This window comes from Streptomyces sp. 1-11 (genome assembly GCF_007176755.1).
Taxonomy (GTDB): domain Bacteria; phylum Actinomycetota; class Actinomycetes; order Streptomycetales; family Streptomycetaceae; genus Streptomyces.
Window position 1 is genome coordinate 186941 of record NZ_BJTV01000015.1, and the last position, 13867, is coordinate 200807.

Sequence of the window (13867 nt, forward strand, 5' to 3'; positions counted from 1 at the left end):
CATGCGGCAGGGCTGTCTGGGAGGCGCGGACGTGGGCACTCGGTGCGGGTGCGCGTGACAGGGATCCGCGGCGGACGGGAGGTCCGGGATGTCTGCGGTATCGGCTGGGACGACTGCGCTCCCCTCCGGTGAGGAGATCGCGGCGCTCGGGCAGGGCACCTGGTACCTGGGCGAGGACCCGGCCCGGCGTGAACAGGAGATCGCCGCGCTGCGGCTGGGCGTGGACCTGGGCATGACCCTCGTCGACACGGCGGAGATGTACGGCGACGGCGCAGCCGAGGAGCTCGTCGGTGAGGCCATCCGAGGACGCCGGGAAGAGGTCTTCCTCGTCAGCAAGGTGCTGCCCGGCCACGCCGACCGGAAGGGCACCGTCGCCGCCTGCGAGCGCAGCCTGCGGCGGCTCCGTACGGAACGGCTGGACCTGTACCTGCTGCACTGGCGGGGGCGATGGCCGCTCGAGGAGACCCTCGCGGGATTCACCGACCTGATGGAGGCGGAGAAGATCCGTCACTGGGGCGTGAGCAACCTCGACGTCGCCGACATGGCCGAGCTGACCACTCTCCCGGGCGGCGACGCCGCGGCCGTCGACCAGGTGCTGTACAACCTCTCCCGGCGCGGCGTCGAGTGGGATCTGCTCCCCTGGTGCCGCGAGGCCGGGGTGACGGTCATGGCCTACTCCCCTATCGAGCAGGCTCGACTCGTGGAGGTCGGGGCACTGGGTGCCGTGGCCCGGGCCCTCGGAGCGACGCCGGCCCAGGTGGCACTCGCCTGGGTGCTGAGACAGGGGGTGGCCGCGATCCCGCGTTCCGGCTCACCCGACCACGTTCGGGAGAACCGCGGCGCGGTGGACCTCCACCTTCCCGCCGAGGCGCTCGACGCCCTCGACGAGGCGTTCCCGCCGCCCGGCGGGCCCACGTCCCTGGAGATGCTCTGAAGGAGTGGGCAGGATGGCGCGCCCTCTCGTCGTCGGACTGGGAGGTTCGCTGCGCACCCCGTCGGCCAGCCTCACCGCACTGCGTGCGGCGGTCGAGGGGGCGGCCGATGCGGGCGCCGACACCCTCGTGGAGCCAGTCCACGGCTGACCGGGCGCCTCATCCGCCGACACCGGCACGGGCGGCACGAACCGCGGCAAGGATGGTCTGCGGGTTGGCCGGCACCGGTACGCCCTGGACCGCCACGGTCGGCGTTCCGCCCACGCCCCGCTGGACGGCGGTCGCCGTCACATAGGAGCTCCACTCCAGGTAGACGCCCTGCCGGACGCACGCGGCGAACGAGCTGTCCCCAAGTCCCACCGCGCGGCCGAGCTCGACCAGTTCGTCGTCGGACAGGCCCGGCCCGCCCTCGGGGGGCTGATTGGCGAACAGCGCGTACAGGTACTCCATGAAGTGGCCGCCATCGGACGCGCACCCCGACGCCGCCGAGGCACGGGAGGAGTAACGGGTGGTGGACAGGCCGTCGAGGAAACCCATCGGGTGGTAGACGAGACGGATCGCCCCGTTCGCCGCCAGCTCGTCAAGGACAGGCCCACCCTTCCCCTCGAACTGCTTGCAGAACGGGCACAGGAAGTCGATGAAGGCATCCACCTGAACCGAGCCGGCTGCGACGACGATGCCGTCCCCGCTCGGCGAGGAACTGGTCGGAACGCGGGAGGGCGAGCTGATGCGGGGCGTCTGAGTACTCATGCCGGAACCCCTGTCGTGAAGTCGATGGAGTTGGTGTCATGACACGTGACGGGAACGGCAAGCCGGCCACGGGCCAGCAGCCCGCCGCGTGCTCGGGCCCCACTGCTTCGGGCCTCCGTGAGCACGGCCGGTTCCGTCTCTCGATGATGACGCCGGCCTCGTCGTCGGTCTTGGCCCCTCCTAGCCCGGGGCACCGACGAGAGTTTCGAAGTCCCGGGGCAGCTGGGACATCACTTGGCGGAACTCGCCGTCACTGACCGCGTCCCTCAGGGTGCTCAGCTCGGCCCGTACACCCTCGCGGGCCTCGTCCGGGCTCACCTCTGCTCGCCTGCTCACCCGGTCGACGAACTCCTCGAGTCCGAAGGCCTCGGCCTCCGGAGTGGGAGAGACCAGCGGTTCCTTCAGCGGCTTGGGCAGTTCGGACGCGAGGTCCTCCGCCTCACCCCTGGTGAGCCGCTCGGCCAGTGTTACCAGGGTGGCACGAGTGAGGGGCTCCGCCTTTTCCGGGGGAACAGGGGCGCGCCGGGTGACGGTGTCGAGGAAGGTGTTGTAGTCCATGAGCGGTCCTTTTTCTGCAGCGGGCTGATGCGCGTCATGGTGCAGGCGCCTCAGCGGAGGCCCTTTCCATGCTCCGGGTGTGGGCCACACCCTGCCTGCTCCCGGAGGGCGGAAAAGCAGCGGGCTCCGTAGACCTCCGAGCACAAGTGCGACCGGCCTCCGCCACGGCAAAGGGACACCGGTGCCGGTCCGCGGGCCACGCTGCTCTGCCAGGGTGGAAGGGGGTGTTCTTTTTCGGCCTGGGGTGCGGAGGCGCTCAGCAGGCGGGCCCTGCGAGTCTCGACCGGTAACAGCCGATGGCGGCGCTGGCTGGAGCGAACGACGCCGTCCGGTTCCCGGTAAGGAGGCGAGAGGCATGACCGTGATGGCTGTGTCCAAGTTCGAGAGGTTCTTCCGCGCCGCCGCAGGCCTCGACGTGGACAAGAACGACCTGAAGCGGTACGGCGACTTCGTCGACGCCAAGCTCTACGACCTCCTGGTCGTCGGCCAGGCGTCGGCCAAGGCCAACGGCCGGGATACCGTCGAACCGTGGGACCTACCGATCACCAAGGGCCTCCAGGAGAGCATCCACCGGTTCCGGCGGCTCGACGAGGAGGTCGATCTGAAGCCGATCCTGGAACAGCTCGCCGCGCACCCTCCTCTCGACAGGACACCCACCCAGGAGACCGAAGAGCGCTACCCCGAGATCATCGGCGGTCTCAGCGTCGCCCTCGCCGAGACGTTCAAGATCATGTATCCGGATGTCAAGAACCCGCAGACCAGTAACTGGGAGGGCGTGACCGCGGTGTTCGACCGGCTGCTCTAGCAGTCGCGCCCCGGTGCGCTGCAAGCCGCGGCCGAGGGTGCTCCGAGCACGTCTCAGCCGGAGCTGCCGTCCGGGTGGAGAACGGGCCCTGCCGGGTGTCCCTGCCGCTCGCGTCGGACAACCAGCGGCTCGTGAAGGGAGCCACACCATGACACAGGAACTGCAGGGGATGCGGGTGGCGATTCTGGCCACCGACGGCGTCGAGCGCGTGGAACTGGACCAGCCGCGCGGTGCGCTGCAGGGCGCGGGGGCGAAGACCGAGATCGTCTCGCTCCATCCCGGCGAGATCCAGGCCCGCCAGTTCGACCTCAACGCGGCAGGAACCTTCCCCGTGGACCGCCTGGTCGCCGACGCCTCCGTCGACGACTACCACGCCCTGCTCCTGCCCGGCGGCACCATGAACCCCGACCAGCTGCGCATGGACCGCGAGGCGGTGCGGTTCGTCAGGGACTTCATGGCCAGCGGGAAACCGGTCGCATCGATCTGCCACGGCCCGTGGACGCTGGCGGAAGCCGACGCCGTGCGCGGCCGCCGCCTGACGTCCTGGCCCAGCATCCGCACCGATCTGCGCAACGCCGGCGCGGAGGTCGTCGCCGACCAGGAGGTGGTCGTCGACGGGCAGTTGGTCACCAGTCGCGGCCCGGCCGACCTGCCCGCCTTCTGCGCCGCCGTGGTGGAGCAGTTCGCCCGGGCGCACCATCCCATGCCCGGCTGAACCAACGGCCAGGTCGACGCGGGGAGAGCAGGCGGTGGCGGTGCACGGTGGCCATTCGTCCGCAGACACGGTGATGTCCCGGATGCCGCCCGCCTCCTGTCCTCGCAGACCGACCGCCGGTGCCACTTTTCGACTCGCTGGGCGCAGGCGGGGTGATCGGGCGAACAGCCATTCTGGGGCCTGTCGGGACCGCTCGGCGGTCCGTCGCCGGAAGGAGTGGCCATGAGCCGATGAGGCCGTCCGGCTGGGCACCGGGCTGGACGGCAGACCCGATGCGAACACGAAGAGCCCCTCCTCCCCCGGGGGGGCGGCACCCGCGCAGCGACGCCGCCCTCAGCTGAACGAGTTTCGAAGCCGGGCGGACGTGGCCCGGACGATGAACGGTCGCCGACGGACGTCGACCGCCGCGGAAGGAGTTCCTCATGGCCAAGGCAGTGGGCATCGACCTGGGCACCACCAACTCGGTGATCGCCGTGTGGGAAGGCGGCGAGCCGTCCGTCGTGCCCAACAGCGAGGGCAACCGCACGACACCGTCCGTGGTGGGCTTCACGGACACAGGCGAGCGTCTGGTGGGCCAGCTGGCCCGGCGCCAGGCGATTCTCAACCCCAAGGGCACCATCTACTCGGCCAAGCGGTTCATCGGCCGGCACTTCGACGAGATCCCCGACGAGGCCAAGGCCGTCGCCTACGACGTCGTCCCGGGAGACAACGGAGAGGCCCGCTTCAAGGTGCGTGACAAGCTGTACGCCCCCGAGGAGATCAGCGCCCTGGTGCTGCGCAAACTCGCCGACGACGCCTCCAAGCAGCTCGGGGAGCGGGTCACGGAGGCGGTCATCACGGTGCCCGCCTACTTCAACGACGCCCAGCGCACCGCCACCCGTGACGCCGGACGGATCGCGGGACTGGAAGTGCTGCGCATCATCAACGAGCCGACGGCGGCCGCCCTCGCGTACGGCATGGACAAGAAGCAGCACGAGACCGTCCTGGTCTTCGACCTCGGCGGCGGCACCTTCGACGTGAGCATCCTCGACGTCGGCGACGGCGTGGTGGAGGTGCGTTCCACCGCGGGTGACAGCCATCTGGGCGGCGACGACTTCGACCGGCGTCTGGTCGACCACCTCGCGGACGACTTCCAGAAGGAGAACGGCATCGACCTGCGCAAGGACCCGCAGGCCCTGCAACGGTTGTTCGAGGCGGCGGAGAAGGCCAAGACCGAACTCAGCTCCGTCACCCAGACCCAGGTCAGCCTGCCGTTCATCACCGCCGACGCCTCCGGGCCCAAGCATCTCACCGACTCGATCATGCGGTCCACGTTCGAGCAGATCACCAGCGACCTGGTGGAACGCTGCCTCGGTCCGGTCCGGCAGGCCATGGCCGACGCCAAGGTCGGTGAGAACGACATCGACGAGGTCATCCTCGTCGGCGGTTCCACCCGCATCCCCGCTGTCCAGGCCCTCGTCCGTCGGCTGACCGGCGGCAAGGAACCCAACATGAGCGTCAACCCCGATGAGGTCGTGGCTCTGGGCGCCGCTATCCAGGCCGGCGTGCTCAAGGGCGAGGTCAAGGACGTTCTGCTGCTCGACGTCACACCTCTGTCGCTGGGAGTGGAGACACGGGGCGGTGTGATGACGAAGATCATCGAGCGGAACACCACCATCCCCGTGCGCCGCAGCGAGACCTTCTCCACCGCCGAGGACAACCAGCCCGCCGTCGACATCGTCGTTCTCCAGGGCGAGCGCGAACGGGCCGCCGACAACAGGGTGCTCGGCCACTTCCAGCTCACCGACATCCGCCCGGCGCCTCGGGGCGAACCCCAGATCGAGGTCACCTTCGACATCGACGCCAACGGCATCCTCAACGTCAGCGCCCGCGACAAGGACACCGGCAAGGAACAGGGCATCACCATCAGCGAGAGCTCCAACCTGGACCGGAGCGAGGTCGAACGCATGGTCCAGGAGGCCGAGAGCAACCGGGGCCAGGACCAGGCACTGCGCGAGGCCGTCGACGCCCGCAACGAACTCGACGCGATCGCCTACCAGGTCGAGAGGCGCCTGAACGAACTGGGCGAGGCCGCGCCCGCGCACGAGAAGGCCCGCGCCGAGATGCTGGTGGCCGAGGCCCGCGACGCGGTCAAGAACGAGGCCGGAGTGGACAAGGCCAGGCCGCTGATCTCCGAACTCCAGCAGGTCCATGCCGGGCTCGCCGCCCACCAGGCCGGAGCGGCGGCGAGTGGCCCGTCGGACACCGCCGGCCCTGACGGCTCCGGGCAGGGCGGGGCCGGCGCCGACGAAGACGTGATCGACGCAGAGTTCGACAAGGGCTGAGGTACCCGCCATGCCGATCCCTCCCCAGGACCGATGGTCCGACCCGCCGCCCGAAGGCGCCGCACAATCGCCGCAGGGCCACCTGCCAGAGCCCGCGCCGCCGACCACGGAGGCAGAACCGGGGCCCGATGCGGCCACCGGTCCGACCGGGGGCGAGGACGAGTACGCGGCCGCGCTGAAAGAGGTCGAGGACCGCTGGCGGCGTGCTCTCGCCGACCTGGACAACCTGCGCAAACGACACGCCAGGGAACTGGACCGGGAGCGCGCGGTCGAACGCGCCCGCACCGCCGCGGCCTTCCTTCCCGTCGTCGACAACCTCGAACTGGCCCTGAATCACGCGGGCTCCGACCCCGGGGCGATCGTCGAGGGGGTTCGCGCCGTGCGCGACCAGGCCGTGTCCGTCCTTGAACGCCTTGGTTACGAGCGTCACGCCGAGACCGGCGTCCCGTTCGACCCCTCCCGGCACGAGGTCGTCGGCGTGATCCAGGACCCCGACGCCGAACCGAACACCGTGGCGCAGGTGCTGCGCCCCGGTTACGGCGAGGCCGAGCGGCAGCTGAGGCCGGCCGCCGTGACCGTCGCCAAGCGGGAGTGAGCGGCCATGGCACGCGACTTCTACGAGGTTCTCGGGGTTCCTCGAAGCGCCGACACGGACGAGATCCAGCGGGCGTATCGCAAGCTGGCCCGCAGGTACCACCCCGACGTCAACAAGGACCCCGCGGCGGAGGAGCGGTTCAAGGAGATCAATGAGGCCTTCAGTGTTCTGTCCGACCCCGACCAACGGGCCCGTTACGACCGCTTCGGCGAGGACTTCCGGAAGGTCCCTGAGGACTGGGAGGAGCGGGTCGGTGCAGGCGCGGGACCCGGCGGCGGTTTCCGCTGGTCCACCGGGGCCGGACCCCGGGTCAGGTATGCCACCAGCGGCTTCGGCGCGGAGGGCGTCGACGTCGACGACCTGTTCGGCTCGTTCTTCGGGGGCGCCGGACGGGTGCGTGTCCCCGGAGCCGACCAGGAGGCCGAACTGCCGCTCACCGTCGAGGAGGCCTACCGCGGAGGCCGTCGCACCGTCACGCTCGCCGGTTCCACCGGGCAGCCGCGGCGGTACGAGGTCGACGTGCCTCCGGGTGTCACGGACGGGCAGCGCATCCGGCTGGCGGGCGAGGGCGGCCGGGGCGACGGCGACGCCCCCGCGGGGAACCTGTACCTGCGGGTGCGGATCCAGCCGCACCCCCGGTTCCGCCTCGACGGGCGGGACGTGTACGCGCAGCTTCCGGTCACCCCCTGGGAGGCCGCGCTGGGCGCGACGGTTCCGGTGCCCACGCCGAGCGGGGCGACGGCGAAGGTGGGCGTGCCCGCGGGCTCGTCCAGCGGTCGACGCCTGCGCCTGCGCGGTGAGGGCATGCCGGACCCGCGCGGCACGAACGGCGACCTTTACGCCGAACTCCGGATCATGGTGCCGTCCAGGCTCAGCGACCGGGAGCGCGCACTTTTCGAGGAGCTCGCCGCCGTCTCCTCGTTCGACCCCAGGAGCACACGATGAGTGACCCACGCGTCGGGGCGCGCCAGGCGTCCCGGCTGACAGCTCCCGCGCCGGCACGCGTCCGGTACGCGATCGTGCCGGTGCCCAGGCTCTCCCTGCAGACTGTGGCCCGCCGCTCCGGCGTCCACCCCGACCTCGTCCGCCGGTTCGTCGCTCTGGGCCTGGTCGAGGCCGAGCGCGACGCCTCGGGAGGGCTGGTGTTCGAACCCACGGCACCGGCCGTCCTCGCCCGCGTCCAGCGGCTGCGTACCGGGCTGTGCCTCAACTACGCATCCATCGGCCTGGTGCTCGATCTGCTGGACCGCATCAGCGAGCTCGAAGCCGCCCTGCGCCGCGCCGGTACGAGGAGTGAAACACCGCCATGGACATGAACCGTCTCACGCAGAAGTCCCAGGAAGCCCTCCAGGAGGCCCAGAGCGCGGCCGTCCGCATGGGGCAGACCGAGGTCGACGGGGAACACCTGCTGCTCGCGCTGCTCGATCAGGAGGACGGTCTGATCCCGCGGTTGCTGCAACAGGCCGGCACCGAGCCGAAGGAGCTGCGGGCGGCCGTGCGCGAGGAACTCTCCCGTCGCCCGAAGGTCACCGGTCCCGGCGCGGCACCCGGCCAGGTCTTCGTCACTCAGCGCCTGTCCCGCCTGCTCGATGCCGCCGAGCGGGAGGCCAGACGCCTCAAGGACGAGTACGTGTCCGTGGAGCACCTCCTGCTCGCCCTGGCCGACGAGGGGTCGGCGACCGCCGCAGGACGGCTGCTCAAGGAGCGCGGCGTGACCCGGGATTCGTTCCTGAGCGCGCTCACCCAGGTCCGCGGCAACCAGCGCGTCACCTCCGCCAACCCTGAAGTGGCCTATGAGGCTCTGGAGAAGTACGGCCGCGACCTGGTCCTCGAGGCTCGGTCCGGGCGGCTGGACCCGGTCATCGGCCGTGACGCGGAGATCCGCCGCGTCACCCAGATCCTCAGCCGCAAGACCAAGAACAACCCCGTCCTCATCGGCGATCCCGGCGTCGGCAAGACCGCCATCGTCGAGGGCCTCGCCCAGCGCATCGTCCGCGGCGACGTCCCCGAGGGCCTGCGCGACAAGACGGTGTTCGCCCTCGACATGGGCTCCCTGGTCGCCGGCGCCAAGTACCGCGGCGAGTTCGAGGAACGCCTCAAGGCCGTGCTCAGCGAGGTCAAGGCCGCCCAGGGACGCATCCTGCTCTTCGTCGACGAACTGCACACCGTCGTCGGCGCGGGCGCCGCCGAAGGGGCCATGGACGCGGGCAACATGCTCAAGCCGATGCTCGCCCGCGGCGAACTGCACATGATCGGCGCCACCACTCTCGACGAGTACCGCAAGCACATCGAGAAGGACGCCGCCCTCGAACGCCGCTTCCAGCAGGTGCTGGTCGACGAGCCGAGCGTGGAGGACACCATCTCCATCCTGCGCGGACTGCGCGAACGACTCGAGGTGTTCCACGGCGTGAAGATCCAGGACACGGCGCTGGTCTCCGCGGCGACCCTCAGCCACCGCTACATCACCGACCGGTTCCTGCCGGACAAGGCCATCGACCTCGTCGACGAGGCGTGCGCCCGGCTGCGTACCGAGATCGACTCGATGCCCGCCGAACTGGACGAGATCACCCGCCGCGTCACCCGCCTGGAGATCGAGGAGGCGGCCCTGTCCAAGGAGACCGACGCCGCCAGCAGGACGCGCCTGGAGGAACTGCGCAAGGAACTGGCCGACCTGCGTGGCGAGGCCGACGCCAAGCGCGCCCAGTGGGAGGCCGAACGGCAGGCCATCCGCCGCGTGCAGGAACTGCGCCAGGAACTGGAGCAGGTGCGCCACGAAGCGGAGGAGGCCGAACGCGCCTACGACCTCAACCGAGCCGCCGAACTCCGCTACGGCCGCCTCCAGGACCTGGAACGCCGGCTCGCGGCGGAGGAGGAGCAACTGGCCGCCAAACAAGGAAAGAACCGGCTGCTGCGCGAGGTCGTCACCGAGGAGGAGATCGCCGAGATCGTCGCCGCCTGGACCGGCGTCCCCGTCGCCCGCCTCCAGGAGGGCGAACGCGAGAAACTGCTGCGCCTCGACGAGATCCTGCGCGAGCGCGTCATCGGCCAGGACGAGGCCGTCAAGCTCGTGGCCGACGCCGTCATCCGCGCCCGCTCCGGCATCCGCGACCCTCGCCGCCCCATCGGCTCGTTCATCTTCCTCGGCCCCACCGGCGTCGGGAAGACCGAGCTGGCCAAGACCCTCGCCCGGGCCCTGTTCGACTCCGAGGAGAACATGGTCCGCCTGGACATGAGTGAGTACCAGGAGCGGCACACCGTCAGCCGGCTCATGGGCGCACCGCCCGGATACGTCGGCTACGAGGAAGGCGGTCAGCTCACCGAGGCCGTACGCCGCAAGCCTTACTCGGTGGTGCTGTTCGACGAGATCGAGAAGGCGCACACCGATGTCTTCAACACCCTGCTGCAGATCCTCGACGACGGCCGCATCACCGATGCCCAGGGCCGCACCGTCGACTTCCGCAACACCGTGATCATCATGACGTCCAACATCGGCTCCGAGCACCTCCTCGACGGCGCCACCGCCGAAGGTGAGATCAAGCCCGACGCCCGCGCCCTGGTGATGGGCGAACTGCGCGGGCACTTCCGCCCGGAGTTCCTCAACCGCGTCGACGACATCGTGCTGTTCAAGCCGCTCGGTGAGCGGCAGATCGAGCGGATCGTGGAGCTGCAGTTCGACGAGCTGCGCCGCCGGCTCGCGGAACGCCGCATCACCGTCGAACTCACCGATGCCGCACGTGAACTGATCGCCCACCAGGGCTACGACCCGGTGTACGGGGCCCGGCCGCTGCGGCGTTACATCTCCCATGAGGTCGAGACACTGGTCGGACGCGCCCTGCTGCGCGGTGACGTCCAGGACGGCGCGACGGTCCGCGTCGACGCCGAGGCGGGGGAACTGGTGGTCACCTACGACCAGCCCGAGGACGTGAAGGGAGCGCGGGCGGCATGAGCACGGTGCAGGCGACGACCGTCAGTTGTCCCCACTGCGGGCGAGTCAACCGGGTGCCCGTGGCCGCGGCGGGCCGCCCCAGGTGCGGCCACTGCAAGCAGCCCCTGCCGTGGACGGTGGACGCGGGCGACGACGACTTCACCGAGGTCGCCGAGCGGGCCGACGTCCCCGTCGTGGTCGACCTGTGGGCCACCTGGTGCGGCCCCTGCCGCATGGTCAGCCCCGCACTGGAGAAGGTCGCCACCGATCTCGCCGGCCGCATCAAACTCGTCAAGGTCGACGTCGACAAGAACCCGCGGCTGTCGCGGCGTTTCGAGGTCCAGGCCGTACCGACACTGCTGATCCTCGACCGGGGCGAGACGGTCGCCCGGCAGGCGGGGGCGGCGCCCGCCCCCGCTCTGCGCCAGTGGGTGGAACAGTCGATCATTGCCCGGAAAGGGTGATTCAGGATGACCCTGCACGCAGACCCCCACCTCGCGCTTGTCCGGCCGGTCCAGCCACTGACCCCGGAAGGGTGTCAGGAGTGCCTGCTGCTCGGCTCCCCGTGGGTCCATCTGAGGCTCTGCCTGACCTGCGGGCACGTCGGCTGCTGCGACTCCTCGCCGAACAGGCACGCGCGCAGGCACGCGGCCGCCGACGCCCATCCGATCGTGCAGTCGTTCCAGCCCGGCGAGGAATGGCGCTGGTGCTTCGTTCACGAGGCGTTCGTCTGATGTCCGGCGACCAGTCGCTGCCGGGCGAGGAACCGGTGCCGGAGGACGCGGCCGAGGCCGCCTTCTGGGAGACCCCGGACATCTACGGCGCGTACCCCCGCCTTACCGAGGACCAGACGGCACGTCTGGCGGAACACGGGCAACGCCGGAGTATGGCTCCGAACGACGTGCTGATCCGGGAGGGAGAGCGCTGCGCGACGTTCTTCGTCGTACTCAGCGGTACCGTCGCCGTCGTCGAGGACTACGGCACTCCCGAGGAGCACGTGCTGCGCGTGCACGGCCCCGGTCGCTTCATCGGCGAACTCGGCCTGCTGCACGAACAAGTGGCCTTCTACACCGCTGTCACCAGGGAGCCGGGCGAGGTCCTCGTCGTCTCCCTGGACCAGTTGCGCCACCTGGTGTCCCAGGACTCCACCATCGGGGACACCGTGCTGCGCGCCTGTCTGTGCCGTCGCGCGCTGCTCGTCGGACAGGGCGCCGGCTTCCGCATCATCGGCTCGCGCTACTCGCCCGACACCAGACGGCTGCGCGAGTTCGCCGTCCGCAACCGGCTGCCGCACCGTTGGATCGACCTGGAGACCGACGAGGAGGCCGAGGAACTGCTGCGCCGCTTCGGCGTCGGCCCGGCCGAGACACCACTCGTCATCTGGCGGGACACCACCCTGTTGCGCAACCCCAGCAACGCGGAACTGGCGCGGCTCATCGGCCTGCCGTCACTACCCGCCGGGAACCGTCACGGCGACGTCCTCATCGTAGGTTCCGGACCCGCCGGCCTCGCTGCCGCGGTGTACGCCGCCTCCGAGGGCCTGAGCACCACCGTGGTGGAGTCGATGGCCTCCGGCGGCCAGGCCGGCACGTCGTCCCGCATCGAGAATCTGCTCGGCTTCCCTTCCGGAATCTCCGGTGCCGAACTCACCGAACGCGCCGTGCTCCAGGCCGACAAGTTCGGCGCGAGGATCAGCCTTCCGCTGGAGGCGACCGGTCTCCGTCCCAAGGACGAGGACCACTACGTGGTGGCGTTCGCCGACGGCAGCGAGATCGCCGCCCGCGCCGTCGTCCTGGCCACGGGTGCCCGTTATCGCCGGCTCCAGGTGCCCGGTATCGAACGCCTGGAGGGGACGAGCGTGCACTACTCGGCGACGGTCTACGAGGCCCAGCAGTGCCGCACCGACCCGGTGGCCGTCGTCGGCGGAGGCAACTCGGCGGGCCAGGCGGTGCTGTTCCTCGCCGGGTACGCGCCGAAGGTGCACCTGCTGGTCCGAGGAGCCAGCCTCGAGGCCAACATGTCCCGCTACCTGATCGACCAGGTCGAGCACCATCCACGGGTGGAGGTCATGCTGCACACCGAGGTCACCGAGGTGATCGGCCAGGAGGTGCTGGAGGAGCTCGACGTGGTCGACAACCGCACGGGCGGGCACCGCCGCCTCGCGGTACGGAGCCTGTTCGTCTTCACCGGCGCCGAACCTCACACCGAGTGGCTCGCCGGCATCATCGCCCTCGACTCCCGCGGCTTCGTCCTCACCGGGCCGCAGGCGCAGGAAGCCTGCACCGACCCCGAGGTGTGGCACTGCCTCGGGCGCTCGAGCATGACCCTGGAGACCAGCCTGCCCGGGGTGTTCGCGGTAGGGGACGTCCGTAGCGGCTCGGTGAAGCGGGTGGCCTCCGCGGCCGGGGAGGGCGCGATGGCCATCCATTTCGTGCACCGGCACCTGGGGCACTCGGCCGTACCCGGCACCACGGGCACGTCGGCTGCCGCGGGCCACTCGGACGTCTCCCCACGCATACGTCACAAGGAGTCCGCATGGCTCGCATGACGAACGGGCTCGCCCGACACCCGTGGGCAAGGTGATGGTCACCAGCACGCTGCCGACCGTCGTCGTTGCGACGGCCCCCGTCGGGACGCGTCGGCCTGGTCGAGGTGCGGCAGCCGTCGGGCACGGAAAGCGTCCCACCACGGCCCGCGAACTGGCCGGCGGCCGCAGCCGTTAACGGGGTGCTGCCACTGCGGACACTGCGGGGTCCGCGCCTCCCCGAGTGCGGGCAAAGGCCCTTGGTCCGGGTCCGACCGGAGCGCAGGCCGTCTGCCTCCGGTTCCGGTCGGAGAACAGGGAGATCGCCGTCCGCCGGTCGGCCCGGTCCGGGGACGCGGGCGGACGGCGACCCCGGGTCCTTTACCTCTTGTGGCCGTTGCCGTGTCCGTCGGGATGCAGGACGACCTTGGTCCAGCCCTCGTCACGGGCGTCGAAGTGCTCGTAGGCGGTGGGGGCTTCGTCCAGACTGAGTTCGTGGGAGACGACGAAGCTCGGCTTCGCCTTCCCGCCGGCGATCAGGTCCCGCAGCGCCCGGTTGTACCTCTTCACCGGAGCCTGCCCGGTCCCCATGCGCTGGCCCTTGAACCACATCATCCCGAAGTCGATCGGGACCTTGCCCTGGGCCTCCAGCTCCCCCTGGGCCTCCGTGCCGCCGGGGTCCTGGGGCAGGAACACGCCCACCACGCCGATGTCGCCCGTGAACCTGACCGAGTCGATC

Annotated in this window: 14 protein-coding genes and 1 pseudogene; 12 read left to right on the plus strand and 3 right to left on the minus strand. The window is 70.4% G+C overall.

Going from position 1 to position 13867, the window contains the following annotated elements:
• Positions 1–88 precede the first annotated feature (88 nt).
• Together TNCT1_RS28060 and TNCT1_RS36725 are read left to right on the plus strand one after the other, a co-directional pair.
• Entirely contained in the window at positions 89–934 is an 846-nt protein-coding gene (locus tag TNCT1_RS28060) for an aldo/keto reductase (RefSeq protein WP_143637554.1), read from the plus strand.
• A gap of 13 nt (positions 935–947) precedes the next feature.
• Positions 948–1082, plus strand: a complete 135-nt coding sequence (locus tag TNCT1_RS36725) for a hypothetical protein (protein ID WP_268894185.1) — start codon at positions 948–950, stop codon at positions 1080–1082.
• A gap of 9 nt (positions 1083–1091) precedes the next feature.
• Here TNCT1_RS36725 and TNCT1_RS28070 read toward each other — a convergent pair whose 3' ends face one another.
• On the minus strand, positions 1092–1682 hold the full coding sequence (locus tag TNCT1_RS28070; RefSeq protein ID WP_143637557.1) for a thioredoxin domain-containing protein: 591 nt from the start codon (positions 1680–1682) through the stop codon (positions 1092–1094).
• Positions 1683–1862: 180 nt separating this feature from the next.
• Positions 1863–2240 carry a DUF2267 domain-containing protein gene (locus tag TNCT1_RS28075; RefSeq protein WP_143637560.1) on the minus strand — a complete coding sequence of 126 codons (378 nt, stop codon included), beginning with the start codon at positions 2238–2240 and terminating at the stop codon, positions 1863–1865.
• 355 nt (positions 2241–2595) lie between these two features.
• Here TNCT1_RS28075 and TNCT1_RS28080 point away from each other — a divergent pair, with 355 nt between their 5' ends.
• The 10 genes from TNCT1_RS28080 to TNCT1_RS28125 all read left to right on the plus strand — a co-directional run bounded on the left by TNCT1_RS28080 (position 2596) and on the right by TNCT1_RS28125 (position 13152).
• A complete protein-coding gene (locus TNCT1_RS28080; RefSeq protein ID WP_143637562.1) occupies positions 2596–3045 on the plus strand; it encodes a DUF1931 family protein in 450 nt (149 codons plus the stop codon).
• Positions 3046–3193: 148 nt separating this feature from the next.
• Positions 3194–3760, plus strand: coding sequence for a type 1 glutamine amidotransferase domain-containing protein (locus TNCT1_RS28085; protein WP_143637565.1), 567 nt, complete (start codon positions 3194–3196; stop codon positions 3758–3760).
• Positions 3761–4182: 422 nt separating this feature from the next.
• Positions 4183–6084 carry a molecular chaperone DnaK gene (gene dnaK / locus TNCT1_RS28090; protein ID WP_143637568.1) on the plus strand — a complete coding sequence of 634 codons (1902 nt, stop codon included), beginning with the start codon at positions 4183–4185 and terminating at the stop codon, positions 6082–6084.
• Between the two features lie 10 nt (positions 6085–6094).
• Positions 6095–6679: a nucleotide exchange factor GrpE gene (locus tag TNCT1_RS28095; protein ID WP_143637571.1), complete on the plus strand. Its 585-nt coding sequence runs from the start codon at positions 6095–6097 to the stop codon at positions 6677–6679.
• Between the two features lie 6 nt (positions 6680–6685).
• Complete coding sequence (locus TNCT1_RS28100; protein WP_143637574.1) at positions 6686–7624, plus strand: DnaJ C-terminal domain-containing protein; 939 nt, start codon at positions 6686–6688, stop codon at positions 7622–7624.
• Positions 7621–7995 (plus strand): chaperone modulator CbpM, encoded by a 375-nt coding sequence (locus TNCT1_RS28105; RefSeq protein ID WP_235902939.1) that lies wholly within the window; start codon positions 7621–7623, stop codon positions 7993–7995. The genes TNCT1_RS28100 and TNCT1_RS28105 overlap by 4 nt, the downstream gene beginning before the upstream one ends.
• On the plus strand, positions 7986–10625 hold the full coding sequence (gene clpB, locus TNCT1_RS28110) for an ATP-dependent chaperone ClpB (protein WP_143637577.1): 2640 nt from the start codon (positions 7986–7988) through the stop codon (positions 10623–10625). The genes TNCT1_RS28105 and clpB overlap by 10 nt, the downstream gene beginning before the upstream one ends.
• The gene (gene trxA, locus TNCT1_RS28115; protein ID WP_143637580.1) at positions 10622–11068 is read left to right on the plus strand and encodes a thioredoxin; all 447 of its coding nucleotides are present in this window, start codon (positions 10622–10624) and stop codon (positions 11066–11068) included. The genes clpB and trxA overlap by 4 nt, the downstream gene beginning before the upstream one ends.
• 6 nt (positions 11069–11074) lie before the next feature.
• The gene (locus TNCT1_RS28120; protein ID WP_143637582.1) at positions 11075–11338 is read left to right on the plus strand and encodes a UBP-type zinc finger domain-containing protein; all 264 of its coding nucleotides are present in this window, start codon (positions 11075–11077) and stop codon (positions 11336–11338) included.
• Positions 11338–13152, plus strand: coding sequence for an FAD-dependent oxidoreductase (locus TNCT1_RS28125; protein WP_143637586.1), 1815 nt, complete (start codon positions 11338–11340; stop codon positions 13150–13152). The genes TNCT1_RS28120 and TNCT1_RS28125 overlap by 1 nt, the downstream gene beginning before the upstream one ends.
• Positions 13153–13509: 357 nt before the next feature.
• On the opposite strand, the pseudogene TNCT1_RS28130 reads toward TNCT1_RS28125, so the two are convergent.
• Positions 13510–13867: pseudogene (locus TNCT1_RS28130) on the minus strand (aldehyde dehydrogenase); the annotation flags it as partial.